Annotated in this window: 25 protein-coding genes; 24 read left to right on the top strand and 1 reads right to left on the bottom strand. The window is 40.7% G+C overall.

Going from position 1 to position 25,973, the window contains the following annotated elements:
* The first annotated feature begins 342 nt into the window (after positions 1-342).
* From PQ477_RS19870 to PQ477_RS19770, 21 genes are all read left to right on the top strand, one after another.
* A complete protein-coding gene (locus PQ477_RS19870; protein WP_035397256.1) occupies positions 343-2,016 on the top strand; it encodes a ribonuclease J in 1,674 nt (557 codons plus the stop codon).
* A gap of 111 nt (positions 2,017-2,127) precedes the next feature.
* Complete coding sequence (locus PQ477_RS19865; protein WP_035397259.1) at positions 2,128-2,853, top strand: ClpP family protease; 726 nt, start codon at positions 2,128-2,130, stop codon at positions 2,851-2,853.
* Positions 2,850-3,071 carry a YlzJ-like family protein gene (locus tag PQ477_RS19860; RefSeq protein ID WP_035397262.1) on the top strand — a complete coding sequence of 74 codons (222 nt, stop codon included), beginning with the start codon at positions 2,850-2,852 and terminating at the stop codon, positions 3,069-3,071. Before PQ477_RS19865 ends, PQ477_RS19860 begins: the two co-directional genes overlap by 4 nt.
* A gap of 86 nt (positions 3,072-3,157) precedes the next feature.
* Positions 3,158-5,491: an FtsK/SpoIIIE family DNA translocase gene (locus tag PQ477_RS19855; protein ID WP_274272748.1), complete on the top strand. Its 2,334-nt coding sequence runs from the start codon at positions 3,158-3,160 to the stop codon at positions 5,489-5,491.
* 32 nt (positions 5,492-5,523) lie between these two features.
* On the top strand, positions 5,524-6,807 hold the full coding sequence (gene yfmF, locus PQ477_RS19850) for an EF-P 5-aminopentanol modification-associated protein YfmF (RefSeq protein ID WP_060704017.1): 1,284 nt from the start codon (positions 5,524-5,526) through the stop codon (positions 6,805-6,807).
* Complete coding sequence (gene yfmH, locus PQ477_RS19845) at positions 6,804-8,099, top strand: EF-P 5-aminopentanol modification-associated protein YfmH (RefSeq protein ID WP_035397265.1); 1,296 nt, start codon at positions 6,804-6,806, stop codon at positions 8,097-8,099. Before yfmF ends, yfmH begins: the two co-directional genes overlap by 4 nt.
* Positions 8,096-8,809 carry an elongation factor P 5-aminopentanone reductase gene (gene ymfI / locus PQ477_RS19840; protein ID WP_060704018.1) on the top strand — a complete coding sequence of 238 codons (714 nt, stop codon included), beginning with the start codon at positions 8,096-8,098 and terminating at the stop codon, positions 8,807-8,809. Before yfmH ends, ymfI begins: the two co-directional genes overlap by 4 nt.
* Positions 8,810-8,879: 70 nt before the next feature.
* Complete coding sequence (locus PQ477_RS19835) at positions 8,880-9,128, top strand: DUF3243 domain-containing protein (protein WP_035397267.1); 249 nt, start codon at positions 8,880-8,882, stop codon at positions 9,126-9,128.
* 158 nt (positions 9,129-9,286) lie between these two features.
* Entirely contained in the window at positions 9,287-10,054 is a 768-nt protein-coding gene (locus tag PQ477_RS19830; protein ID WP_035397296.1) for a DUF3388 domain-containing protein, read from the top strand.
* A 21-nt stretch (positions 10,055-10,075) separates the two neighbouring features.
* Positions 10,076-10,975 (top strand): helix-turn-helix domain-containing protein, encoded by a 900-nt coding sequence (locus PQ477_RS19825; RefSeq protein WP_144559151.1) that lies wholly within the window; start codon positions 10,076-10,078, stop codon positions 10,973-10,975.
* Between the two features lie 119 nt (positions 10,976-11,094).
* Positions 11,095-11,673, top strand: coding sequence for a CDP-diacylglycerol--glycerol-3-phosphate 3-phosphatidyltransferase (gene pgsA / locus PQ477_RS19820; RefSeq protein WP_035397270.1), 579 nt, complete (start codon positions 11,095-11,097; stop codon positions 11,671-11,673).
* An 11-nt stretch (positions 11,674-11,684) separates the two neighbouring features.
* Positions 11,685-12,938 (top strand): competence/damage-inducible protein A, encoded by a 1,254-nt coding sequence (locus PQ477_RS19815; protein WP_144559150.1) that lies wholly within the window; start codon positions 11,685-11,687, stop codon positions 12,936-12,938.
* Positions 12,935-14,551, top strand: a complete 1,617-nt coding sequence (locus PQ477_RS19810; RefSeq protein ID WP_035397271.1) for a DEAD/DEAH box helicase — start codon at positions 12,935-12,937, stop codon at positions 14,549-14,551. The genes PQ477_RS19815 and PQ477_RS19810 overlap by 4 nt, the downstream gene beginning before the upstream one ends.
* Before the next feature lie 188 nt (positions 14,552-14,739).
* A complete protein-coding gene (gene recA, locus PQ477_RS19805; RefSeq protein ID WP_035397273.1) occupies positions 14,740-15,789 on the top strand; it encodes a recombinase RecA in 1,050 nt (349 codons plus the stop codon).
* A 106-nt stretch (positions 15,790-15,895) separates the two neighbouring features.
* Positions 15,896-16,885: a metallophosphoesterase family protein gene (locus tag PQ477_RS19800; RefSeq protein ID WP_052008199.1), complete on the top strand. Its 990-nt coding sequence runs from the start codon at positions 15,896-15,898 to the stop codon at positions 16,883-16,885.
* Positions 16,872-18,305, top strand: coding sequence for an AAA family ATPase (locus PQ477_RS19795; RefSeq protein WP_274273603.1), 1,434 nt, complete (start codon positions 16,872-16,874; stop codon positions 18,303-18,305). Before PQ477_RS19800 ends, PQ477_RS19795 begins: the two co-directional genes overlap by 14 nt.
* Positions 18,302-18,553, top strand: a complete 252-nt coding sequence (locus tag PQ477_RS19790) for a DUF2203 family protein (protein ID WP_035397277.1) — start codon at positions 18,302-18,304, stop codon at positions 18,551-18,553. The genes PQ477_RS19795 and PQ477_RS19790 overlap by 4 nt, the downstream gene beginning before the upstream one ends.
* A complete protein-coding gene (locus tag PQ477_RS19785; protein ID WP_035397279.1) occupies positions 18,546-19,214 on the top strand; it encodes an AAA family ATPase in 669 nt (222 codons plus the stop codon). Before PQ477_RS19790 ends, PQ477_RS19785 begins: the two co-directional genes overlap by 8 nt.
* 135 nt (positions 19,215-19,349) lie before the next feature.
* Positions 19,350-20,927 carry a ribonuclease Y gene (gene rny, locus PQ477_RS19780; RefSeq protein WP_144559149.1) on the top strand — a complete coding sequence of 526 codons (1,578 nt, stop codon included), beginning with the start codon at positions 19,350-19,352 and terminating at the stop codon, positions 20,925-20,927.
* A gap of 53 nt (positions 20,928-20,980) precedes the next feature.
* Complete coding sequence (locus tag PQ477_RS19775; RefSeq protein ID WP_274272747.1) at positions 20,981-21,772, top strand: TIGR00282 family metallophosphoesterase; 792 nt, start codon at positions 20,981-20,983, stop codon at positions 21,770-21,772.
* 113 nt (positions 21,773-21,885) lie between these two features.
* On the top strand, positions 21,886-22,146 hold the full coding sequence (locus PQ477_RS19770; RefSeq protein WP_035397283.1) for a stage V sporulation protein S: 261 nt from the start codon (positions 21,886-21,888) through the stop codon (positions 22,144-22,146).
* Positions 22,147-22,184: 38 nt separating this feature from the next.
* Here the strand turns inward: PQ477_RS19770 and PQ477_RS19765 are convergent, their stop codons facing one another.
* Positions 22,185-22,991, bottom strand: coding sequence for a protein-glutamine gamma-glutamyltransferase (locus PQ477_RS19765; RefSeq protein WP_035397285.1), 807 nt, complete (start codon positions 22,989-22,991; stop codon positions 22,185-22,187).
* A gap of 175 nt (positions 22,992-23,166) precedes the next feature.
* Here PQ477_RS19765 and miaB point away from each other — a divergent pair, with 175 nt between their 5' ends.
* The 3 genes from miaB (at position 23,167) to PQ477_RS19750 (ending at position 25,884) form a co-directional block, all read left to right on the top strand.
* Positions 23,167-24,729, top strand: a complete 1,563-nt coding sequence (miaB, locus tag PQ477_RS19760) for a tRNA (N6-isopentenyl adenosine(37)-C2)-methylthiotransferase MiaB (protein WP_144559147.1) — start codon at positions 23,167-23,169, stop codon at positions 24,727-24,729.
* A complete protein-coding gene (locus tag PQ477_RS19755) occupies positions 24,729-25,148 on the top strand; it encodes a YlbF/YmcA family competence regulator (RefSeq protein ID WP_035397287.1) in 420 nt (139 codons plus the stop codon). The genes miaB and PQ477_RS19755 overlap by 1 nt, the downstream gene beginning before the upstream one ends.
* Positions 25,149-25,308: 160 nt before the next feature.
* Positions 25,309-25,884 (top strand): outer spore coat protein CotE, encoded by a 576-nt coding sequence (locus tag PQ477_RS19750; RefSeq protein ID WP_274272746.1) that lies wholly within the window; start codon positions 25,309-25,311, stop codon positions 25,882-25,884.
* The last annotated feature ends 89 nt before the right edge of the window (positions 25,885-25,973 follow it).

Here is a 25,973-nt window from a genome sequence, read left to right as displayed (position 1 = left end):
AGGAATGGCTCTTGTTTTTAACTAGAAAATTAAGGTATACTAGTTTTCAAGTGATGCGTTCGGGTAAGGTGAGAAGATCACCATCTATTCTTTTTTTCATTGTTAACTGCGACTGTACGAAAGACTGTGTGTCTATCTTTTGAAGCTTCTGTAGTATGAATATTGCCATTCATTTCAGGGACATTAGGCAAATGCTAAGGAGCGGTTCAAAAGATTTATAGCGCTGTGCTTTCTAGATGTTTCTTTAACAGTGACCTAATAATGAACCTAGTATACGCGTGATTACGTTCTGATTAACAAATGAAATAGAGAATATAACCAATTATTTAGGAGGATAAATCATTGTCTAAGCAAGAAATAGAAAACGGAAAAGTCCGAGTGTTTGCCCTCGGAGGCGTAGGAGAAATTGGAAAAAATATGTATGGAATTGAAGTCGATGAAGACATCATTGTTGTCGATGCTGGATTAATGTTCCCTGACGACGACATGCTCGGTGTTGATATCGTCATTCCAGACGTTTCGTACTTAGTAGAAAACGAAGAGCGAGTAAAAGGAATTATTCTAACACATGGCCATGAAGACCATATTGGTGGATTGTCTTATGTGTTAAAGAAAATAAATGTACCTGTTTATGGAACAAAATTAACTCTTGGCTTAGTTGAAGAAAAGCTTAAAGAAGCAGGGATTTTAAAAGAAACGACCCTTCGCTTAATTGATTCTAATTCAAGAGTGAAATTAGGGAAAACGCCTGTATCATTTTTCCGTACAAGCCATAGTATCCCTGATTGTGTCGGGGTATGTGTTGAAACAACTCAAGGTGCAGTGGTTCACACTGGAGATTTTAAGTTTGACCAAACGCCGGTTGATGGGAAACATGCTGAAATTGGTAAAATGGCGGCAATTGGACAAAAAGGTGTACTCTGCTTACTTTCAGATTCAACGAACGCAGAACGGCCAGGAACGACGAAATCCGAAGCGGAAGTCGGTATAGGTATTAAAGATGTATTTGCACGAACATCAGGACGTTTGATTGTTACCTCTTTCGCTTCAAATGTGCACCGCTTACAGCAAGTGATACAAGCGACAGCTGCTGCGAACCGCAAATTGTCCATTGTTGGAAAGAGTATGGTTCGTGTCATTACCATTGCTTCTAAGTTAGGTTACTTAAAAATGCCTAAGGATTTGGTCATCGATATTGATGAAGTCAATCGATATAAGCCAGAGCAAGTTGTTATTTTAACAACGGGTAGTCAAGGTGAACCAATGTCTGCTTTGACACGGATGGCAAGAGGCGCTCACCGCCACATTACCATAACAGATAATGACACGGTCATTATTGCAGCATCTGCTATTCCAGGAAATGAAAAAAGCGTTTCGTCTGTTATCGATCAACTTCATCGCATTGGTGCTGATGTTGTTTATGGTTCGCAGGCTGTACACGCTTCAGGTCATGGTTCTCAAGAAGAATTAAAGCTAATGCTCAATTTAATGAAGCCGAAATATTTCTTGCCTATTCACGGAGAGATTCGCATGCAGCACGCTCACCGAGACTTAGGAATAAACGTCGGTATAAAGCCGGAGCGTATTTATATTGTGGAAAAAGGTGAAGTTGTCGAGTTTTCAAACAATCAAGCTCGCCGCGCAGGGAAAGTTCCTTCGGGACATGTGCTCATTGATGGTCTTGGTGTTGGCGACGTTGGTAATATTGTTTTAAGAGATCGACGCTTGCTTTCAAAAGATGGTATTCTCGTTGTTGTTGTCACGTTAAATAAAAAGACGAGTACGATTGTGTCTGGTCCAAATATCATTTCTCGTGGTTTTGTTTATGTGCGTGAATCGGAAGCGTTGCTTGAGCAGTCTAACGAACTCGTGTCGTCTATTCTACAAAAGTGTGTGACGGAAAATGTGAGCGAATGGTCTAGTTTAAAGAGTAACATTCGCGAAGGGCTAAGCCGCTTTTTGTTTGAAAAAACAAAGCGCCGTCCGATGATCTTACCAATTATTATGGAAGTATAATAAAAGGAAACCATTATGATGCGAATCATAATGGTTTTTTTCAGTTGCGCCTACACATATTCCAATGAAAGCAGACCATACTAGTTGTAAGACTAAAAGGAGCGTGGAATCATGGCAGACGAACAGCAACCAGCACCAGATACGGCAAAACCAAAAGAGGAAAAAGGTTCATTGGTGGAGAAAATACAAGCGTTAGGTCAGACTGGTGTGCCGGATATGGGGCTAACAAATATCCATTGTATGACTGTCATTGGTCAAATTGAAGGCCATATGCAGCTACCACCGCAAAATAAAACGACAAAGTATGAGCATATGATTCCTCAATTAGTAGCAGTTGAACAAAACCCCAAAATTGAAGGATTGCTCATCATTTTAAACACTGTTGGTGGTGATGTGGAAGCGGGGCTTGCCCTTTCAGAAATGATCGCTTCTCTTTCAAAGCCTACAGTTACTCTCGTTCTTGGTGGTGGTCATTCAATAGGTGTGCCAATCGCCACCGCCGCAAACTATTCGTATATTGCCGAAACAGCGACAATGACGATACACCCAGTTCGCTTAACAGGTCTCGTCATTGGGGTTCCGCAGACATTTGAATATTTAGATAAGATGCAAGATCGCGTGATTAATTTTGTGACAAACCACTCTTCAATAACGGAAGAGAAATTTAAAGAATTAATGTTCTCCAAAGGAAATTTAACAAGAGATATTGGTACGAATGTCATTGGAACCGATGCGGTTGAATATGGATTGATTAATGAAGTTGGTGGGATTGGGCAAGCAATAAAGAAGTTGAACGAGCTCATAGATGAACAAAAGTCATCAGAGGTCGTACAATGATTTTATACACAACGGTTCCATTAGAACAACTTTATCCCACAGATCAAAGTGATTTTCAGAAGCAATTAACCATACCGTGTGAAGCAGGCTCGTTAATGGTGGAGCAACAAGGGGATGGTGACTATCGCATCATTCGTTTGCTTTCAAGTGACCCACACGCTTACTTAAATCCTGCCTATGAGCCTGGTACAATTTTATCCAGTACGTTACGCTATTAAAATACAGATATGTTATACTGATAAGGATGAAACAAGCAGTCTATAAGTTAGACTGCTTGTTCGAGTATGACGTAGAAGGTGACAGAATGGCAAAGCGAAAGAAACGAAAAAAAACACAATGGAAATCTCAATTAACGTTCGAACTAATTGGATTAGGTCTGCTCGTCATCGCACTTGTAACACTCGCTCGTTTAGGAAGTGTAGGAGAAGCATTTGTACGATTGTTTCGCCTGTTCCTAGGGGAGTGGTTTATTTTACTTGCTATCGGTTTTTTCATAACAGCCCTTTACATTATGATTAAAAGGAAGAAGCCAGCCATTTGGAATCGACAATTGAGTGGCATGTATACAGTTGTACTCGCTCTAGCGATTATTGCGCACGTTAGCTTATTTCGACAGCTTACTATTGAAGGCACGCTTGAAAATGGTTCAGTTATTCAAAGCACATGGGCGTTGTTTTGGCAGGAGCTTACAACCGGACAAACAGAAGACTTAGGTGGCGGTATGCTCGGAGCGATTGGCTATGCAGTAAGCCATTTTTTGTTTGATAATGCTGGAACGTATTTGTTATGTCTGATGCTCATTGTGGTCGGGGCCATTTTAATTTCTGGGCGTTCCTTAAGCGATATGCTAGGTAAGTGGTATCGTCGGAGCTATTTATTTGTAACAGATTTTGTGAAATCAACTTGGTCTGACATTACTCAATGGAGAAATGAAGCGAAAGAAAAAATGGATGATGAAAGACGTAGTAAACAAGCGCGTACGAAGAAAAAAGAGGAGCCTCTACCAGAAGAAGAAACACGAGAAAAAGATCGTTGGGATAGCAAGCAGGAACCTGAAATTGTTGATTTCTCACAAAGAGAGCAGCCTAAAGAAGAGACGATAGCTGATCAACGTCAGCAGTCTGCTCAAGAGGTGTCGAACGACAAAGAGAAAGACTCTAAAGAAATGGAGTTACTTTCAACGGAACTGGTAAATGAAGATGTGACAAATGAGTCTTATTTATTGCCGGATCTTGATTTATTACATACGCCAGTTAAGCCTGATCAGCTTACAGAAAAGCAACAATTAACATCGAATGCGCGGAAGCTTGAAAAAACGTTAGAAAGTTTCGGAGTGAAAGTTCGAGTGACAAAAGTTCACTTAGGCCCAGCTGTTACGAAATATGAAGTTAATCCAAGTGTCGGAGTGAAAGTAAGCAAAATTGTTAATTTAGCAGACGACTTAGCATTAGCACTAGCAGCAAAAGATATTCGTATTGAAGCTCCAATACCAGGAAAATCTGCTGTTGGAATTGAAGTGCCAAACCAAGAAGTGGCGATTGTATCGCTAAAAGAAGTATTAAGTGGCTCGACAGATAGACAGCATGAAGTCCTTTCAGTTGGCCTAGGCCGAGATATTTCAGGTGAACCGGTTTTGGCACCGTTAAATAAGATGCCGCATCTCCTTGTTGCTGGTGCAACTGGAAGTGGAAAAAGTGTATGCATCAATGGCATTATTACTAGTATATTAATGAAAGCAAAACCTCATGAAGTCAAAATGATGATGATAGACCCTAAAATGGTTGAACTGAATGTATACAATGGCATTCCTCACTTGTTAACACCCGTTGTTACGGAACCAAAGAAGGCATCTCAAGCACTAAAAAAAGTCGTTGCGGAAATGGAGCGACGTTATGATTTGTTTTCACATTCAGGAACGCGTAATATGGAAGGCTACAATGACTATATTAAGCGTCAAAATGAACTACATGATGCGAAACAACCGACATTGCCCTATATTGTCGTCATTGTTGATGAACTTGCTGACTTAATGATGGTTGCATCTGGGGACGTTGAAGACTCAATCGCAAGACTCGCTCAGATGGCTAGGGCAGCAGGTATTCACATGATCATTGCTACGCAACGTCCGTCTGTTGATGTCATTACAGGAGTAATAAAAGCAAATATACCTTCAAGAATTGCGTTCGGCGTTTCCTCGCAAACCGATTCTCGAACGATTTTGGATGGTGGAGGAGCGGAGAAGCTTCTTGGTCGAGGAGATATGTTGTACTTGCCGATGGGAGCAACAAAGCCAACAAGAATTCAAGGTGCGTTTCTTTCTGACGAAGAAGTAGAGAAAATTGTTTCATACGTTGTTTCGCAACAAAAAGCCCAGTATGTAGAAGAAATGGAACCAACGGTAGTTGAATCAAAAGAAAGTGCGCCAGAGGATGATCTTTATAACGATGCGGTGGACCTTGTTATTGAAGTCGGCACGGCATCGGTTTCTATGCTTCAGCGACGTTTCCGTATTGGGTATACGAGGGCTGCACGAATAGTTGATGAAATGGAAGCAAGAGGCGTTGTTGGACCATATGAGGGTAGTAAGCCGCGAGAAGTACTTATAGGGAATAGATCCGATGAAGAGGCGACATCCTAAAAGTAGAACGATTAACGGAAGGAAGATGAAAATTGACGGATTTACAAGTGAAATCGACGGAACAAAATGGGTTACATCTTCATTTAGGTGCCACAGATAAGTTTAAAACAATTAGCATCATGTTAATGGTAAATGCGCCACTTCAAGAAGAAACGGTGACGGCAAGAGCGCTAATTCCTCATGTTCTTCAAGGTGGAACAAAAGATCACCCAAATCGTAAGCGATTAAAACAAAAGCTAGAAGAGATGTATGGTGCCACTTTAACGGCAGATGTGCAAAAAAAAGGCGAAGCCCAAGTCATTACGTTTCGAATGGATGTAGCCTCAGAGCAGTACTTGAAGGATTCCGTTTCGTTAGTTGAAGAGGCTTTAACGCTTTTACATCAACTCGTTTACCAGCCTGTTTTGGAGGATGGCGTGTTTGTTACCCAAACAGTGGAACAAGAAAAACGGTCGTTAAAGCAGCGAATTGCTTCGATTTATGATGATAAAATGCGCTATGCCAATGTCCGTATCACAGAAGAAATGTTCCAACATGAAGCCTATCGATTGCCGCCGTATGGAAGAGAAAAGGACTTGGACCAATTAAATTCGCAAACCTTATACGACGCGTATCAGTCAATGCTTGAACAAGATCGATTTGACTTGTATGTTATTGGCTCATTTCAAGAAGAAGAAGTGAAACAAACTGTAAGCCGAGTGTTTACTGAGCAGCATAAAGCGGTAAATACGGTTAAGCCTACAAAAGCAGACAAAGAGATCGAACAGGTTCACATCGTTCATGATGAACAGCAAGTGAAGCAAGGTAAGCTTCATTTAGGTTATAGAACCCACTCTACCTTTTCGGATGATGACTATGAAGCAGCTCGAGTTGGAAATGCATTATTTGGAGGATTTCCTTCTTCCAAACTGTTTATAAATGTTCGTGAGAAAGAAAGTCTGGCCTATTATGCAGCTTCGCAAATTGAGAGCCATAAAGGTGTATTAATGGTGATGTCAGGTATTGAATTTGACAAGTATGATCGTGCAGTTGAAATCATTCAGGAACAAGAAAAAGCAATGAAAAAGGGTGATTTCTCAGAAGCTGAAGTAGAGCAAGCAAAAGGCATGCTTCTTAATCAAGCGTTAGAAGCCTTAGATGCGCCGAGAGGAATTGCAGAACTATCTTATCATGAAATTGTCGCGAACCATCGTAAGTCCATTCAAGAGCGTATAGAGAACATTAAAACCGTCACGAAAGAGGATGTCGTGCGAGCTGTTTCCAAATGGGAGCTAGATACGATCTACTTTTTAAAAGGACAGGGGGAAAAAGCATGAAGCCGATTGAATACAAGCAATTGGAAGAAACCTTATACCATGAGCAATTAGACAATGGATTAGATGTCTATATTTTGCCAAAAAAAGGATTTCATAAAACGTTTGCGACGTTTACAACAAAATATGGCTCCATTGACAATCATTTTAAGCCAATTGGTAAAGACAAGCCGGTTCGCGTCCCTGACGGTATTGCTCACTTTCTTGAGCATAAAATGTTCGAAAGCGAAGAAGGGGATGTCTTTCATACGTTTGGCAAACAAGGAGCTTCTGCCAATGCCTTTACGAGCTTTACTCGCACCGCTTATTTGTTTTCAAGTACAACCAATGTTAATGAAAATTTAACAACGTTAATGGATTTTGTACAACACCCGTACTTTACGGATCAAACGGTCGAAAAAGAAAAAGGCATTATTGAACAAGAAATTACGATGTATGATGATAATCCTGATTGGCGTGCTTATTTTGGAACGATTGAAAACATGTATAAACATCACCCTGTTAAAATAGATATTGCTGGTACTGTGCCTTCAATTAATGAAATAACAAAAGAAGATCTTTATACGTGCTATCACACATTTTACCACCCAAACAATATGTTACTATTCATTGTTGGTTCAGTGGAGCCGGAAGAAATGATGACTCTTATTCGTGAAAACCAAGCAAATAAATCGTTTCCAGAGCCAGAGAGCATTGACCGTACATTTCCAGACGAGCCGCTGGAAGTGGATAAGCCGACAAATGTTATACACATGCCTGTGCAAACACCAAAAGTATTTATTGGCTATAAAGAAGCAAATGCAAGCCGTCAAGGCCAAGAGTTGCTTCGCTACGAATTGTCACTCAATGTACTCCTAGACTTAATGTTTGGACCAAGTTCAGAAGCCTACGAGCACATGTATAAAAACGGTGTTGCAGATGACTCGTTTTCGTTTGATTTTACTGCTGAAAAGGGATTTGGATTTTCCATTATCGGTGGTGAAAGTCAACAACCGGAGCAGCTTATTACGGTAGTAGAAGAGACGATTGCATCATTTAAAGCAGGTTCACTGAATGAAGATGATACAGCACGTGTGATTAAAAAGAAAATTGGTGGATTCCTTAAAGCGTTAAACTCGCCAGAATACATTGCAAATGAATTTACTCGTTACCGTTTTAATGATATGGATTTGTTCGCTGTATTGCCAACTCTAGAAGAGCTTACAGTAAACGATCTAGAAACTGTATTACATGCTCATTTTTCTGATCAAGCAAAAACGACACTTATTGTTAAGGATGATCAATCTGGGTCATGAGAAGTGTCTTAGTGACAGGAGCGACAGGGGCGATCGGGCAAGCCGTCTGTCGCTCTTTTCAATTCGAAGCAAGTACCATCTATGTTCATTTTTTTCGTAATGAGAAGAAAGCAAGAGATTTGTGTGCATCATTGCAATGTGATGCCATTCCAGTCTATGCTAATTTGGGGAAAATCGATGGTGTTGCCACTCTTATGGAGCAACTACCGAATATCCCGGATATCGTCGTATACTGTGCCGGCAATTCCCAGCCTCAGCTCTTACAAGATATTAGTGCACAACAACTAGAGGAAACCATGACATTGCATTTAACGAGTGCGATTAAACTGACTCAAGCAGTGATGCCACAAATGATTCACCATCAGAAAGGCGTTATTACACTTATTACTTCTATCTGGGGACTGGAAGGTGCTAGTATGGAGAGTGTCTATGCAGCCGCAAAAAGCGGTGTGCATGGCTTTATGAAAAGCATTGCAAAAGAAGTCGGTCGAAGTAAGGTACGTATAAACGCGGTAGCGCCAGGGGCCATTAACAGTGACATGTTATCCATCTATAGTGAACAAGAACTAGCCGAACTGGCAGACGACATTCCAGCTGGCCGGTTAGGACGTCCGGAAGAGGTAGCGCATGCGGTATTATTTCTAAGCCAGGAAAGGTCATCGTATATTAATGGACAAGTACTTTCAGTGAATGGGGCTTGGCATTGTTAACATGTATATTTCTGTTTGACGAAGGCATACTAGGTGTGAATCTTTTTTAAAACTTAGAGGAGGGATTCACATGTCTGTATTAGATAGCTGGGATCATTGGAAAGAATTTTTAGGTGATCGTCTTGATCAAGCGCAACACGAAGGAATGAATGAAAATATCGTGAGCGACGTTGCTTACCAAGTTGGTGAGTATTTAGCTGAACAAGTAGAACCTAAAAACGAGCAAGAGCGTGTTCTTGCTGAACTTTGGAAAGTGGCTGATGAAAAAGAACAACATGCTATTGCGAATATGATGGTGAAATTAGTCGGCCACAGATAAGTTAAACTGCTTGTTCGTATACACGAACAAGCAGTTTTTCTTTTTGTAGTTTTGTGGTTTCTAAAGGAAAATGCTTTTCTTTTAAAAGTGAATCCTATATCATAGAGCCAAGAAGATTAGCTTTATTTGTCAATTTATTAGAGAAAGGGAGTGGCACGGTGAAAGAATGGTATTTTGAGTACCAGCTACATGAAAACCGGCCAGGGATACTTGGAGATATATCTTCTCTTCTTGGTATGCTTTCTATAAACATTGTGACGATTAATGGGGTTGACGATACGCGTCGAGGCATGTTACTTCGCAGTACTGACGATGACAATGTCAAGCGATTTAAAGCAATCTTACATACAATTGGCAGTGTGACTGTAACAAAATTTCGTGAACCGAGGGTGCGAGATCGACTAGCGATTCGACATGGTCGCTATATTGAGCGAAACGTAACAGAAAAAAAGACGTTTCGATTTATTCGTCGTGAATTAGGCTTACTCGTTGATTTCATGGCAGAAATGATGAAAAGAGATGAGCACTATTTAATTGGTATTCGCGGTATGCCCCGAGTAGGGAAGACAGAGTCGGTTGTAGCAGCGAGCGTTTGTGCGAATAAACGATGGTCGTTTATTTCTTCCACATTGCTTCGCCAAACTGTGCGCAGCCAGCTCGCTGAAGATGAAATGGATGGCGATAACATTTTTATTATTGATGGCATCGTTTCAACCATGCGAGCAACAGAAAAACATCGTATACTAGTTGATGATATTATGCGTCTACCAGCGGTAAAGGTTGTAGAGCATCCGGATATTTTTATTCGAGAGACAGAGTATGAGCTAGAAGACTTTGACTGTATTATTGAACTACGTAACGATGATAATGAAGAGATTACGTACGATGTGGTTGAATCGGGTTTTTCTTCATTCGATATTAGCTAACGTTACTAGGTAGGTGTAAAGATGTCAGAGCTAGGGAATTATTTAAAAGAAAATCGCGAAGAAAAACAACTTTCACTTGATGATCTTCAGCAACGAACAAAGATCCAAAAGCGCTATTTAGTGGCAATTGAAGAAGGGAATTTTGATACGCTTCCAGGAATTTTCTATGCAAGGGCGTTTGTGAAGACGTATGCAGAAGCCGTTGGCTTAAATGCAGAGGAAGTATTAACGACGTATAAGAATGAACTTCCTAGCCCGCAAAGCGAAAGCGTTGATTTACCATCTCGAGCGGAGCGAGTAAAGCCTCCAAAACAAAAAGCACCAGCAAAAAGCGGAAATCGATCTCTTGGAACGATTCTAGTTCCGATCTTAATTGTCATTGTTCTTGCGCTCATTGTTTATTTCGTTTGGACTGCAGGAGATAGCTCGAATACAGATAATACAGCAGAAGAACCACAAGAAGGTTCTTCTTATGATGGGCCAACTGCCGACGAAGATGAAGCCGATAATGATGAAGGCGACGTGACGGATGAAGATGAAGCTCAAGGTGATGAAGAAGCGAATAGTGATACGGAAGATAATGGGGCTGACCCAGAACTCGTTTTAGAAAATGAAGACGCGACGACAAAAACGTATACATTAACGAATGCGGATTCATTTGATTCGCTATTAATTGAAATGAATGATGAAGGTACGTATGTTGAATTACGTGAAAATGAAGGCTCGGGTACGGTAGAGCAAAACTATCCACCGTTCAACGAAGACTTTGAACCTGATGTAACAGATTTAGAATCTCTGTACGTTCGAATTGGGTTCGGTGCAGAAGTGGATACGTTTACTGTGAATGGGTTAGAAATTGATCTTTTAGATACATCGAGTGTCCAAGTAATTGAAGTGTTGCTTGAATCTGAAAATGAATAAACGTGATTTCCGTCTACAGGCGGAAATCATTTTTTTGAGTTCGTTTTTTTTCAGTACGGACGTGACTGTGGTACAATAAATAAGGATTCGCTTATCGTAGTTGGAAAGAAGGGAAGAAATTGAATTTACCTAACAAAATAACAATCGCACGGATTTGCTTAATTCCACTATTCATGCTGTTCTTGCTTGTTGATTTACCATTTGGTGAGCTAGAAATGTTTAATGATACGATTGCTGTATCGCTACTCATTGCAGCGCTTATTTTTGTCATTGCTGCTGGAACGGATTGGCTTGATGGCTATTACGCGCGTAAATTAAATCTGATAACAAGCTTTGGTAAGTTTATTGATCCACTTGCGGATAAATTGCTCGTAACGGCTGCATTAATTGGGCTGGTGGAGATTCAACTTATTCCAGCTTGGATTGCGATTGTTATTATTAGTAGAGAATTTATTGTGACTGGCATTCGGTTGGTGGCAGCGGCTGAGGGTGATGTCATCGCGGCAAGTAACCTAGGGAAATGGAAGACTTTAACGCAAATGGTTGCTATTATCGCGACACTCTTACATAACATTCCTTTCTCAGCGATTTCGTTTCCGTTCGCTGATTTAATGCTCTATGTTGCAGCCATATTGACGATTTGGTCTGGCGTTGATTATTTTGTTAAAAACAAACATATTATTCTAAAGTCAGTATAGGGGTTGATCCTATGAACGCGGAAATCATTGCTGTTGGTTCAGAGTTGTTGCTTGGCCAAATTGCCAACACAAATGGGCAATACATTTCGAAACAACTTGCAAGTGTTGGTGTTGACGTTTATTCACATACAGTGGTTGGTGATAATGCGGATCGACTGTATAAGACGATCAGTGAAGGGTTTGCTCGTGCGGATTTGCTTATTTTAACGGGTGGGTTAGGCCCGACTAAAGATGATTTAACAAAAGATACGGTTGCAAAGTTTTGTGAACGCGAGCTTGTGTATGACCAAAATGCTCTTGATCATATTGAAGCATATTTTAAGCGACACAATCGGACGATGACACCAAATAATAAAAAGCAAGCATACGTTATAGAAGGTGCTCATGTTCTTGCTAATCGTCATGGTATGGCACCAGGAATGGTTGTTCAACTAGCTGATGAAAAAAGAATCGTTTTATTACCAGGACCGCCAAGTGAAATGAAACCTATGTTTGAAAAAGAGTTTTTACCTGTCTTATTAGGAACAAACGATCAAGCGTCTATTACGTCGCGCGTGCTTCATTTTTTTGGTATCGGTGAATCCCAACTTGAAACGGATCTAGAAGATCTTATTGAGAATCAGCAAAACCCTACAATTGCACCACTTGCAAGTGACGGTGAAGTGAAGTTAAGGTTGACGGTGAAGCATACCGACAAAAATGAAATTAAGCGATTACTTGATGAAACAGAGTCTTTGATTACAGATCGAGTAGGAGATTATCTGTACGGCTATGATGAGACAACGCTCGTTAAAGAAGTTTCTCGTTACTTACATGAACAAGGTCTTACTGTTGCCAGTGCGGAAAGCCTTACAGGCGGATTATTTGCCAGTGAACTCGTTGCCTTACCAGGCGCATCATCGATCTTAACAGGAAGTATTACGGCTTATACAGAAGAAGCTAAAATCGCGTTACTCGGTGTATCTCCACAAACCCTCCAAGATTACGGGGCAGTGAGTGAAGCATGTGCAGCAGAAATGGCTCAAGGAATTCAAAAAAAACTACGAACCGATGTAGCCATCTCTTTTACCGGAGTAGCAGGACCAGAAAAACAAGGGAACCTAGAGCCAGGAACGGTTGTAATTGGCATTGCCTTCCCACAACAACCTGTACGAACCATTCCACTTTCGTTATCTGGTGGGAGAAACGCCGTACGAATGCGTGCGGTTAAGTATGGATTTTTCTATTTGTTGGACGAATTAAAAAGGAGAAATGGTAGTAAATGACATTTTTTTCAGACTTCGAGATTTCAGACCAAGTAAAACAAGCAATTAAGGAGATGGGGTTTGAAGAGCCATCTCCTATCCAAGAAAAAGCCATCCCGGCTATTCTTACCGGAGGCGACGTCATTGGCCAGGCTCAAACAGGAACTGGTAAAACAGCGGCTTTTGGTATTCCTGTTGTGGACAAAGTGACAAGTGATCGAGCGATTCAAGCACTTATTTTAACACCGACACGTGAGCTTGCTATTCAAGTAGCTGGTGAACTACAAAAATTGTCTATGCACAAAGCAATTCGCACGCTACCGATTTATGGTGGGCAGTCAATAGGTCATCAAATTAAAGCGTTAAAACAAGGTGTACAAATTGTGATCGGTACACCAGGTCGAATGCTTGATCACTTGCGTCGTGGCACATTAAAGCTTCAATCGGTTCATACAGTCGTGCTTGATGAAGCGGATGAAATGCTTGACATGGGGTTTGTTGAAGACATTGAAGCGATTTTAAAAGAAGTGAATGATGTAAGGCAAACGCTTCTTTTCTCAGCAACAATGCCACCAGCAATTCGTAAGCTATCACGAAATTATATGAACAATCCTGCTACTGTAACGATTAATAAAGGAGAAGTAACCGCCCCTTCTATCAATCAAGTGTATTATAAAGTGCTGGAGCGTAATAAAATCGATTCCCTTTGTCGAATCATTGACAGCGATGATGTTGATCTTGGTATTTTATTCTGCCGTACAAAAAAAGGGGTCGCCGAATTAACAGAAGCACTTCAGGCAAGAGGTTATTTAGCAGACGGTTTACATGGAGATCTTACACAGTCTCAGCGTGATGTTGTGATGAAAAAATTCCGCGATTCTTCTATTGAATTTTTAATCGCAACAGATGTAGCAGCTCGCGGAATTGATGTAGAAAATGTGAGTCACGTTATTAACTTCGATATTCCACAAGATCCAGAGAGTTATGTTCACCGCATTGGTCGTACAGGTCGTGCAGGCCGGACGGGTGCAGCAATTACGCTTGTGACGCCAAGGGAAATGAAGCACTTACGTTCAATTGAAAAAGAAATAAAAATGTACATCCCGTCTCAAGAAGTACCAACCATTGAAGATGTGGTTGAAAAACAACAAACATCATGGAAAAATTTGATTAAAGAAACAATCGAATCAGGTGGGAAAGAGATGGAATTATTCCGTCCGCTCGCTGATCAAATGTTAGAAGAAGAAGTCGACGCAAAAGAAATCATTTCTGCATTACTAAAACTGAAATTCTCGACCGAAACAGCAAGTGAGGATGCGGGCTATAGCTTTGGTGAAACAGGTGGAGCAAAAGGAATGGTTCGTTTCTTTATTAACGTCGGCCGTAACGTCAATTTAACACCGAAAATTCTTGGTGAGGAAATTAGTCGCTTAATTGGTATTCCAGTGAAAACGATTGGACGTATTGATATCTTTGATAACTTCTCGTTCGTCGATGTACCTGAAGAGAGCGCACCATTTGCATATGAAGGTCTGCGCTATTCGAGAATCAACGGTGCTAGAGTGAATTTAGAGCCGGCGAAGCCTCGTCCTAAGCGTGAGCGTCGTCCTCATGCTGCAGGTCGCCGTTCATAAGAAGAAAGATCGGGTTGTGCCCCCGATCTTTTTCTATTGAAAAAAACCGAATAAATGTTCGTAAAACCTATTGGCAAACGATGAAAAAAGAGGTATGATAGAACAAGAACAATAGCTAACGATGAAACAAGACAGATAACGTTATATGTCTCAACAATACATGAAGATGATTTAAAGGAGATGGAAGAATGAGTGATCGGAAACAAGCGTTAGATATGGCCTTACGCCAGATCGAAAAGCAGTTTGGTAAAGGTTCTGTCATGAAATTAGGAGAGAGAGCGGAGCAACGAATCTCAACCGTTTCAAGTGGTGCACTAGCTTTAGATATTGCTTTAGGTGTTGGTGGCTATCCAAAAGGTAGAGTTATTGAAGTTTACGGACCAGAGTCTTCTGGTAAAACGACAGTTGCTCTTCACGCTATTGCTGAAGTACAACGTCAAGGTGGTCAAGCTGCATTTATTGATGCAGAGCACGCTTTAGACCCTGTTTATGCTGGTAAACTTGGTGTAAATGTAGACGAATTGCTTCTGTCTCAACCTGACACAGGCGAACAAGCATTAGAAATCGCTGAGGCGCTTGTACGAAGTGGCGCTCTGGATATGATTGTTATTGATAGTGTCGCTGCTCTTGTTCCGAAAGCAGAGATTGAAGGCGAAATGGGAGATTCTCACGTCGGCTTGCAGGCTCGTTTGATGTCGCAAGCGTTAAGAAAACTATCTGGCGCAATTAACAAATCGAAAACCGTAGCGGTCTTTATCAATCAAATTCGTGAAAAAGTCGGCGTGATGTTCGGAAACCCCGAAACAACTCCAGGTGGACGTGCGCTTAAGTTCTATTCTTCTGTTCGTTTAGAAGTGCGACGGGCTGAGGCACTGAAACAAGGAAACGATATTGTCGGAAACCGTACCAAAATTAAAGTAGTGAAAAACAAAGTAGCGCCTCCATTCCGCCTTGCTGAAGTGGATATTATGTATGGCGAAGGAATTTCAAGAGAAGGATCCATTCTTGATATTGCTACGGATTTAGAGATTGTGGATAAGAGTGGTGCGTGGTATTCTTACAACGGTGATCGCTTAGGTCAAGGTCGTGAGAACTCGAAACAATTCCTAAAAGAAAACGTGGAGATTACAGCTGAAATCGAACGGAAAATTCGTGATGAGCACAATCTTGATGGAGAAGTAAAAGTAGAAGAAGCTGATAAAGAATCTTTTGAAGATGTTCCTCTAGATTTAAAATAGTAATAGCCAAAAGACTTTCCTGTTTTTTAAAAGGAAAGTCTTTTATCATAATGGTACCCTTTAAAGAAAGAAATAGTTTAACAACGAAAGGAACGAAGGATATAGTATGATATCATTCCTTTACTTTACTGATACGCATATACGTGGTACGACCCCGAAAAATCGTTTAGACTCGTTTCCTGATACTATTAAAGATAAAATTGATCAAGTAATGGCTTTGGCTAACGAGCATCAGGTGGATTTTTTACTCCATGGTGGAGATGTGTTCGACCGACCTGATTTGTCGCCGAGCACAGTTGGGCAGTTTGCGCAGTTATTTAGAAAGGCGAAAGCACCTATTTATGCGATAGCTGGCAATCACGACACATTTGGGCATAATCCTTTAACTGTAACACGGACGATGCTAGGGCTTCTTGATGCTTTTGGCATTATGACCCTTATTCACCCAGATCAACCAGTTTTAGTAGAAAAAGAGGGTGTTCGGGTTCAGCTATCTGGGCAACCTTACCACTATGACCTTGATCAACGGGACCCAAAGCTTGATTATTACCCTGTTAATGAAACTGATGCTACATACATGATTCACCTTGTTCATAGTATGCTCGTTGAAAGAGCGCTACCAGAAGGGGTGCCCCACACATTAATTGACCATATTTGGGGAACAACCGCAGACGTCATTTTCACTGGTCATTTTCATAGTGGTTTTGGCATTAAGGAAAAAGACGGTACATTAATTTGCAACCCAGGTGCACTAGCACGAATAAACAACCATTGGACAGAAATAGAGCGGATGCCGACTGTCATCCTTGGTGAAGTAGACGAATCTGGAATTAGGTTGAAAGAGATACAGTTGAAAGCACAAAAAGGTGAAGCTGTTTTAGATCGATCTTACGTAGAAAAAGCGAGCCATCAAGAGGAAAAGCTCCATGCCTTCGTACAGCAAGTAAAAGAAAAAGCGAATTTTGAAACGCTACAAATGGGTGAAATCATTCGTGAAATCGCAGCCATGTCCAATGTGGAAGAAAAAGTAAGAGAAGAGGCGTTGAGGCGAATGACGCTTATAGAAGAGCGATGGGAGCGTGATGAAACTGAGTAAAATGGTTTCCGTCCGGCTTGAGAATTTTCAATCTCATTTAGATACAATGGTTTCTTTATCCAAAGGTTTAAACGTTGTTGTCGGACAATCAGATAGTGGTAAAACAGCGGTGTTAAGAGGGGTTCGCTGGGCACTTTTTAATCAACCACGAGGGACAGATTTTTTAAAAGTCGGGGCGGACTTTGTACGGGTGACAATTGAATTTGAAAACGGTCATACACTTGTGCGTGAACGGACGTCATCGAAGAACCGCTATATCATTAAAAAAAAGGGTCAAGATGATCTCGTATTGGAAGGTTTCGGTTCGTCGGTACCAGAGGAAGTCTTAAACGCTCATCAAATGCGACCGTTTCGAATTGATGCCGATCATGAGTGGCAGCTGCAAATTGCTCAACAATTAGAAGGACCGTTTTTACTGGAACAAACCGGTTCAATACGAGCGAAAACCATTGGTAGAATGAGTGGAGCTCATTATTTAGATATGGCAATTCGTGATACATCAAAAGACGTTTCACAGCTAACACAAAGGGTGAAATGGAAAGAACAAGAATTAGAAGCAGCAGCGAAAGAACTGGAACCATTCAAGCCTCTTGATCAAGCAAAGCAGCAATTAGACGAAGGTTTTCGTTTACTTGAACGAGTAAAGGAACATGCACAAAAGGTTCAAGTACTAAAACGTTTAAGTGAACAGTTTAAGCAATTGAATGGTCAAAAAAGTCAACTGGATCAAACCATTCGTAAGGTAAAAGATCTAAATACATGGGAGTTGCTATTTTTAAAATTACAGCAATTAACAGCAAAGCGCTATCAGCTTTCTTCTGTCCAAAGTGAGTGGCAACGTATTTCAAAGGACCTTTCAACCTGTCAGACATGGCTTACGAAAACGGAGTCGATTGACGAGGTTGACCAGCTGGCGAAAGCATTAGCAAATAAGGTGACCCAGACGCTCCATTTACAGCGGCTTAAGAAGAATAAGGAAAACGTGACAGAGAATATAGCGGCATTGAAAGGCCACTTAGAGCGAACACACTTTTTACAATCGTTTAATGAGGAACACGTAACGGATTTACGCAAGAAAGTAATGAAAACCCAACAGTTACGAGAACGTTTAGAATGGCTGCAAAAAACAACTGACGAAGAGAATGAGTTATTAAAGCGAAAGCAGCTTGCACATACGGTGTTACAAGCGTATCCGCTAGCGGAAAGTGTTTCGCAAACATTTGAACGCACGCAAGTGCTTTCACGTTACCAAGAAAAGATTACGCTTTTAAAGAAGCGTTTAGAAGAAGGGGCTGCGTTTGTAGCGCATTCCAAACAACAAGAACAAGAACAAGTTGCACGTTATACGGAGGCATTAAGCGCGTTAAATCTTTGTCCCACATGTGGACAACCAATAAAGCAGAAGGAGGAGTCAAAATGAAACAAGTTGAGCAAGATTTAGATAAAATGAAGCAAGCCATTGATAAAGCAAAAGATCTGCGTTATCGAGCAGAAGCAAAATTAGAAGAATTAGAGAATCAAAAGAAGCGCTTGCTTGAAGAACTAGAAGAGTTAGGTGTTCAGCCAGAAGACTTAGACGAAGAGATTGTAAAGTTAGAGGCAGAGATTGAGCAATCAATGGAACGGGCATGGTCACTTATCCCGAAAGAATTGATCGCTCGTGACTAATCAAAATCAAGAATCAATTGTTGCCCTTGAGCGTGCTTTAAGAGAGAAGAACGATCAGTGGACGCGCTTAGATGAGAAGCGAAACGTTATTAATGAGAAAATTCAACAAGCAACAGTGGCTTTAAAGGAATATGAAGAAACCCTTGACACCTATGAAAAAGCGAGAGTGCTGTTACAGCAATCGGCAGAGTATGCACGAAAGCAAGCGAAGCAGCAAATGGAAACATTAGTAACGAACGCACTGCAATATGTATTTGGGCCAATGATCGCTTTTGAAATTGAACTTGAAGAACATGGTAACAGAGCGGTAGCAGAAATGTTTGTTGTTTCTAACTACGATGGTATGAAAATAAAAACGAAGCCGCAGGATGCTAGAGGCGGTGGGGTCGTAGACATTGTTACTCTTGCACTACGTGTCGCATTAATGGAAACGACTCAACCGAGGCAATCAGGTCCATTGCTCTTAGATGAACCGGGAAAACATGTATCAGGAGAGTATACGCATTATTTATATGAGTTCTTAAAATCTCTTGCGACAATGTTTGATCGACAGATACTGATGATTACGCACAATCATCATTTAACGGAATCAGGAGATAAAGCATTTATCGTAACAATACGGGATGGAATCAGCCAAGTAGAAGAAGCGACGAGCCCTTGACATTAAAAGATGTGAAGCGTAAAATAATGGATGATACACAATGTATCACGGTTGAATTTTTATGAATATATTCATTATTGATTAACAAATGTGAAACATTTAAACCAACAATTGGATAGCAAGGGAGGTGTAACGATGCCAAGCATTGAATTAAATCTCTTGGTTCTAAGCCTCATTGTACTTGCTTTCTCTGTAGTTTTTGCAGTTGTTGGATATCTTGTTCGAAAATCAATCGCTGAACGGAAAATTTCAAGTGCGGAGCAAGCAGCAAAGCAAATCATTGATGATGCGACGCGTGAAGCAGAAACGAACAAAAAAGAAGCGATTCTCGAAGTAAAAGACGAGGTTCACAAGCTAAGAAGTGATGCAGAACGCGACGTACGTGAGCGAAGAAATGAGATTCAGAAACAAGAGCATCGTTTGGTTCAAAAAGAAGAGATTCTAGATCGGAAAAGTGAAACTCTCGATAAGAAAGAAGAGTCATTAGAAAAACGAGAGGAATCTCTCGCCAAAAAACAACGACAAGTTGAAGAGATGGAAAGTAAAATGAGCCAGCTGCTGCTGGACCAAAAACAAGAATTAGAGCGGGTGTCTGGCTTAAGCCGAGAAGAAGCACGAATGATTATACGCCAAGAAGTTGAGCAAGAAGTAGCTCAAGAGTCAGCAATTCTCATTAAAGAAAAGTTAGCTGAAGCAAAAGAAACGGCGGACAAGCGATCGAAAGAAATTCTTTCTCTCGCTATTCAACGTTGCTCAGCGGATCATGTTGCCGAAACAACGGTTTCAGTAGTGAATCTGCCGAACGACGAAATGAAAGGCCGCATTATCGGACGCGAAGGTCGTAACATTCGAGCCTTAGAGACGTTGACAGGTATTGATTTAATTATTGATGACACACCGGAAGCGGTTATTCTTTCTGGCTTTGATCCAATTCGTCGTGAAATTGCGCGGTCTGCGTTAGAGAAACTTGTGCAAGACGGTCGAATTCATCCAGCTCGAATTGAAGAAATGGTCGATAAATCAAGAAGAGAAGTCGATGAAACGATACGTGAATATGGTGAACAAACAACATTTGAAGTAGGCGTTCATGGTCTTCATCCTGATTTGATAAAGATTTTAGGTCGACTTCGTTTCCGCACAAGCTATGGTCAAAATGTCTTAAAACATTCAATGGAAGTCGCTCATTTGACAGGCTTAATGGCTGCCGAACTTGGTGAGGATGTTAAACTAGCGAAGCGTGCAGGTTTATTGCACGACATTGGAAAAGCAATTGATCATGAAGTGGAAGGAAGCCATGTTGAAATTGGTGTTGAGCTTGCGACGAAATACAAGGAGCATCCAGTTGTGATCAACTCGATTGCTTCACATCACGGCGATGTAGAAGCGACATCCATTATTTCCACTCTTGTTGCAGCAGCAGATGCATTATCAGCTGCTCGACCTGGTGCTAGACGTGAAACCCTCGAAACATACATTCGAAGATTAGAGAAGCTAGAAGAGATCTCTGAATCATTTGATGGTGTTGAAAAGACGTTTGCGATTCAAGCCGGTCGAGAGGTACGCATTATGGTAAGACCGGATGTGGTGGATGACGCACTAGCTCACAGTCTTGCTAGAGATATTACGAAGAAGATTGAGCAAGAGCTAGATTATCCAGGACATATACGTGTTACTGTCATTCGTGAAACTCGTGCAGTTGAATATGCTAAATAAAGTGGCGAAAGCCACTTTATTTTTTTGTAAATCAAAAAGAAAGTAGGGGTTTTTTGAAGATTTTATTTATTGGTGATGTTGTTGGTTCTCCTGGTAGAGAAATGATCACTGAACATATAAAAGGGTTAAAGCAAGAATATAAGCCGACGGTGACAATTATAAATGGCGAAAATGCGGCTCATGGAAAAGGGATTACCGAAAAGATTTACAAAGGTTTTTTAGCTGAAGGTGCGCAGGCTGTGACACTTGGAAATCATTCTTGGGATAAGAAAGAGATTTTTTCGTTTATCGAAGATGCAACGGCTCTTGTTCGACCAGCCAATTATCCTGAAGGGACACCAGGAGTTGGCTATCGAATCATTCAAATTAATCAAGTAAAGTTAGCTGTGATTAATTTACTTGGACGAACGTTTATGAACCCAGTTGATTGTCCGTTTAAAAAAGTTGATGACATTTTAGCAGAAATGAATGGTGAAGCAGATGTCATTTTCGTAGACTTTCATGCTGAAACAACGAGCGAAAAACAAGCGATGGGCTGGTATTTAGATGGTCGGGTGAGTGCAGTAATTGGCACACACACACATGTGCAAACGGCTGATGAGCGAATTCTTCCTCAAGGGACAGCGTATTTATCAGATGTTGGTATGACAGGTCCTCTTGATGGAATTTTAGGAATGGATCGTCATGCTGTGCTGCATAAATTTCTAACAAGTATGCCTGTTCGATTTGAAGTAGCAGAAGGAAAAAGACAGTTAAATGCATGCATCATTACAATAAACGATAAGACGATGAACGCAACGAGCATTAAGAGAATTACACGAACGGACGAGCAAACCATTTATTAAGGCATATCTGTCCCTCTAAGCAAATATAGATGTAATAAGGCAGATAGCCTGTTAGACATCATCTATTCGATTTTGAATTGATCGAACTGTTATTTGCTTAAGGAGGGGTAGAAATGGAAGTGTTAAAAGTATCAGCAAAATCGACACCAAATTCAGTAGCAGGAGCTTTGGCAGGCGTTATTCGTGAGAGAGGTGCCGCAGAGATTCAAGCGATTGGTGCAGGCGCACTCAATCAGTCCATAAAAGCAGTTGCCATTGCGAGAGGATTTGTCGCCCCGAGTGGAATTGATCTCGTTTGTATTCCGGCATTTACGGATATAGAGATTGAAGGGGAAGAGCGAACGGCTATTAAGCTAATTATTGAACCGCGTTAAAAATAGAGAAGGTGTCCATGACACCTTCTCTATTTTTTTTACGATAATCTTGTTTGGTTGCCGGTTTGAATGGTAACCGCAGAATCAAGAGACGTTCTTGGTGTATACCCATTGCTTGAAAAGGTACGCACAAATGTAAAGTTTAACCGTGTTACTTGAGGAAGTAAATGAGCCGTGGTAGTTGCGCCAGGACGTCGCATTTGATTCAAATGATAAATGATTTCTTCAGACGTGCGAATGGCAATTCCATGACCATAGTATAAATTATCATTAAGCTTAATAACATTTTCTCCCCGCCATACTGAGTGCTGAGGTGCAAAATCAGGATTATCAAAGTAAAGACAGTCACCAATTACGTAGTCTGTTCCTGCTCGTGTTTCTAACTGCAAATCTTCATCATGTTCCCAAGAATATAAATAGAGTTGCTGAAACAATTGGTCAAAGGATTGTTGATCAATGGAGTCTTTCACTGCTTTATAAAAAATAATAATAATGGCCGTTGCGCACTCAAAGCCATACAGCTGCCCATTTTGAAAAATATCCTCGATGGCATCAGATGGACGAACATAAGGATTTAATTGAAAAGCACCATTAGGCATTCGTCTCCAAAAGCGTGGATTACAAGTTGAGCGCATAAACGATTCAAAACGAGCCCCGCTTTGCAACAAACTAATAGAAGCGTGAATCGTGTGTTTTCGTAACGCTAGTTCGAAGCTCAACTCTTGTAAAGATGCGTAGTTGTAGGAAACGCTTTGACTAGCCAAACTTTGAATGATAGCTGTTTCGATTTGGGATAAAGCTGGTAATGAAGATGTATTTAACGGTTTATCTTGAATGGTTATCATCGTAGATCCCTCCAATGATGTGTGCACGATTACTATTAATCAATGATCAAGTGACAGAAATTATGCGCATGAAGCTCGAATGAAGAGGAAAAGAACGGTTGTCATTGTGTTCTACCGCTTTGCCACGTATAATATGGAGGGAATGGATTGTTGGCACGAAAGGAGAGCAATAGAAATGTCTGATCAAAAGAAGGCGAAAGATTACAGCCATTACTTTGATTTTAGTGATGCACGGATTATATCAGAAGATGATGAAAAAAAGGTAGTCAAAATAAAAGGTAGAGATATTACAATTTATGACCAACCGAACTATCGCTCTGGTCGCAAACGCAAGCGTGAAGAAGTTCAAGTGATTCGACCAGATCATATTGTTCCAGCGGAGTTGGCCAATCTCGGAAAGGGAAAAAAATTCCTGATTCGTACATATGGTTGCCAAATGAACGTACACGATTCAGAGAATATGTCAGGGATGCTAGTAGAAATGGGCTTCGAAGAAACAACCGAAACGACTGAAGCGGATGTTATTCTTCTTAACACATGTGCCATTCGTGAAAACGCAGAAAACAAAGTGTTTGGAGAGATTGGTCATTTAAAGCCTTTAAAATTAGAGAAACCCGAGCTCATTATTGGTGTTTGTGGCTGTATGTCACAAGAAGAATCGGTTGTTAGCCGCATTCTACAGAAACATCAGCACATTGATTTGATTTTTGGTACGCATAACATTCACCGCTTGCCTACTCTTTTACAAGGAGCCATTTTTGGAAAAGAAATGGTCGTTGAAGTATGGTCAAAAGAGGGCGACGTTGTGGAAAATATGCCACGAAAACGTCAAAATAAAACGCAAGCTTGGGTAAACATCATGTACGGTTGCGATAAATTCTGTACGTACTGTATTGTGCCTTATACACGAGGAAAAGAACGAAGTCGTTTGCCAGAGGATATTATAAATGAAGTTCGTGACTTAGCTCGTCAGGGGTACAAAGAAGTAACATTACTAGGGCAAAACGTTAACGCTTACGGTAAAGATCTTCCTGGTGATTACGGTGGTCTTGGAGAACTAATGGATGCAATTCATAAAATCGATATACCTCGTGTTCGGTTTACGACAAGTCATCCAAGAGACTTTGATGATCATTTAATTGAGGTTTTGGCTCAAGGTGGAAACTTAGTTGAACATATTCATTTACCTGTTCAACATGGAAATACTGAGATTTTAAAACTGATGGGAAGAAAGTACTCACGAGAGCAATACGTGACCCTCGCAAGCAAAATTAAAGAAGCCATTCCTAATGCTTCGTTTACAACGGATTTAATTGTTGGTTTCCCAAATGAAACTGAGGAACAATTCGAAGACATGTTATCACTTGTTGAAGAGATGCAGTTTGATGCAGCTTTTACGTATATTTATTCTCCTCGTGAAGGCACGCCTGCTGCACGAATGGAAGATAATGTACCGATGGAAACAAAAAAGAAACGTCTGGCACGTTTGAATGCTCTTGTAAACAGCATATCTGAGAAGCGCAACTTAGATTATCAAGATAAAGTAGTCGAAGTTCTTGTTGAAGGTGAAAGTAAGAAAAACCCTGATGTATTAGCTGGAAGAACGCGAACAAATCGATTAGTAAACTTTGTCGGTCCTAAGTCCGTTATTGGTGAGATTGTCTATATTCAAGTGACAGAGGCTAAAACATGGTCTCTTAATGGAAAAATGATTGAAACAGCGGAGGTGCGTGTGTAATGAGCACACTGTATACACGAAAAGACATTCGGGAAAAAGCAAAAGAACTGGCAACGATGCTTGCGCAAACAGAAGAGGTTGATTTCTTTAAACGAGCAGAAAAGAAAATCAATGAACATTTGCGTGTTCAAGAGATGATCGCTGAGATTAAAAAGCACCAAAAGGAAGCTGTTAATTTACGCCATTACGGTAAACTAGAAGCAATGAAAGAAGTAGAAGCAAAAATAGATGAACTTCATAATCAAATTGATGACATTCCGCTGGTTCAAGAATTTAAACGTAGTCAAATTGAAGTGAATGAGCTACTACAAGTTATAACCAATACCGTTTCAAAACGTGTAACAGATGAAATTATTCGTTCCATGGATGGAGACGTCATGCGCGGTACAACGACGAAAAGTCCCTTTCATCGTTGCTAACCTAGAAACACCCTAATTATTTCGTTAGGGTGTTTTTTCATGGTCTAAACAAGTCATCGTGCACATAGCTTAATAGAGAAGCGTGTATCTAAAGCCCACGGAGCGGATAAAGAGTGCTGGCTGCTTAGGCTTTAGGTGAATTGTGAATGGAGGGAACAGGATGGCAGATCCAAGAAGTTCATCAAGTTATCGTGAAATTATTACGAAAGCGGTCTGTGGAAAAGGACGGAAATTTTCAGAAGCTACTCATCATATTCGACCGACAGAACGTCCGTCAAGTATTTTAGGGTGTTGGATCATTAATCATACCTATAGTGCAAAGAAACGCGGAGACAACATTGAAGTAAGCGGAACGTACGATATTAATGTCTGGTATTCATACGGAAATAATACAAAAACAGAGGTAGCCACTCAAACCGTTTCTTACACCGACATTGTTCCTTTATCGATGAAAGACGAGAATGTCATTTCTGAAGAACTTGACGTTGTTGCAAAAGCTGTACAACAACCAAACACGTTAGAGGCAGTCATTAGTGAAAATGGCCATTCCGTTGATGTTCAAGTAGAACGAGAGTTTGTAGTAGAATGTATCGGGGAAACAAAAGTAGCTGTTGCAGTCAATCCTGAGGGAGTGATTGAAGAGTATCCACTAGATGCTTTAGGCAGAGACCTATCCGATGATGATTATGAGCAAATTGATCCGAATTTTTTACAAGAAGAAATCGATAAACCCTAAGCCAAGCTGAATGATACAGCTGGCTTTTTTTTTCTTGAATGAAGGGACAGCCTTTACTATGATATAATGACGTAAGATTTTAGGATTAA

The organism is Shouchella hunanensis (assembly GCF_028735875.1).
In the GTDB taxonomy this organism is placed as follows: domain Bacteria; phylum Bacillota; class Bacilli; order Bacillales; family Bacillaceae_D; genus Shouchella; species Shouchella hunanensis.
The sequence above is the reverse complement of the archived record's forward strand: the minus strand, read 5'-3'. Positions and strand labels throughout refer to the sequence as shown.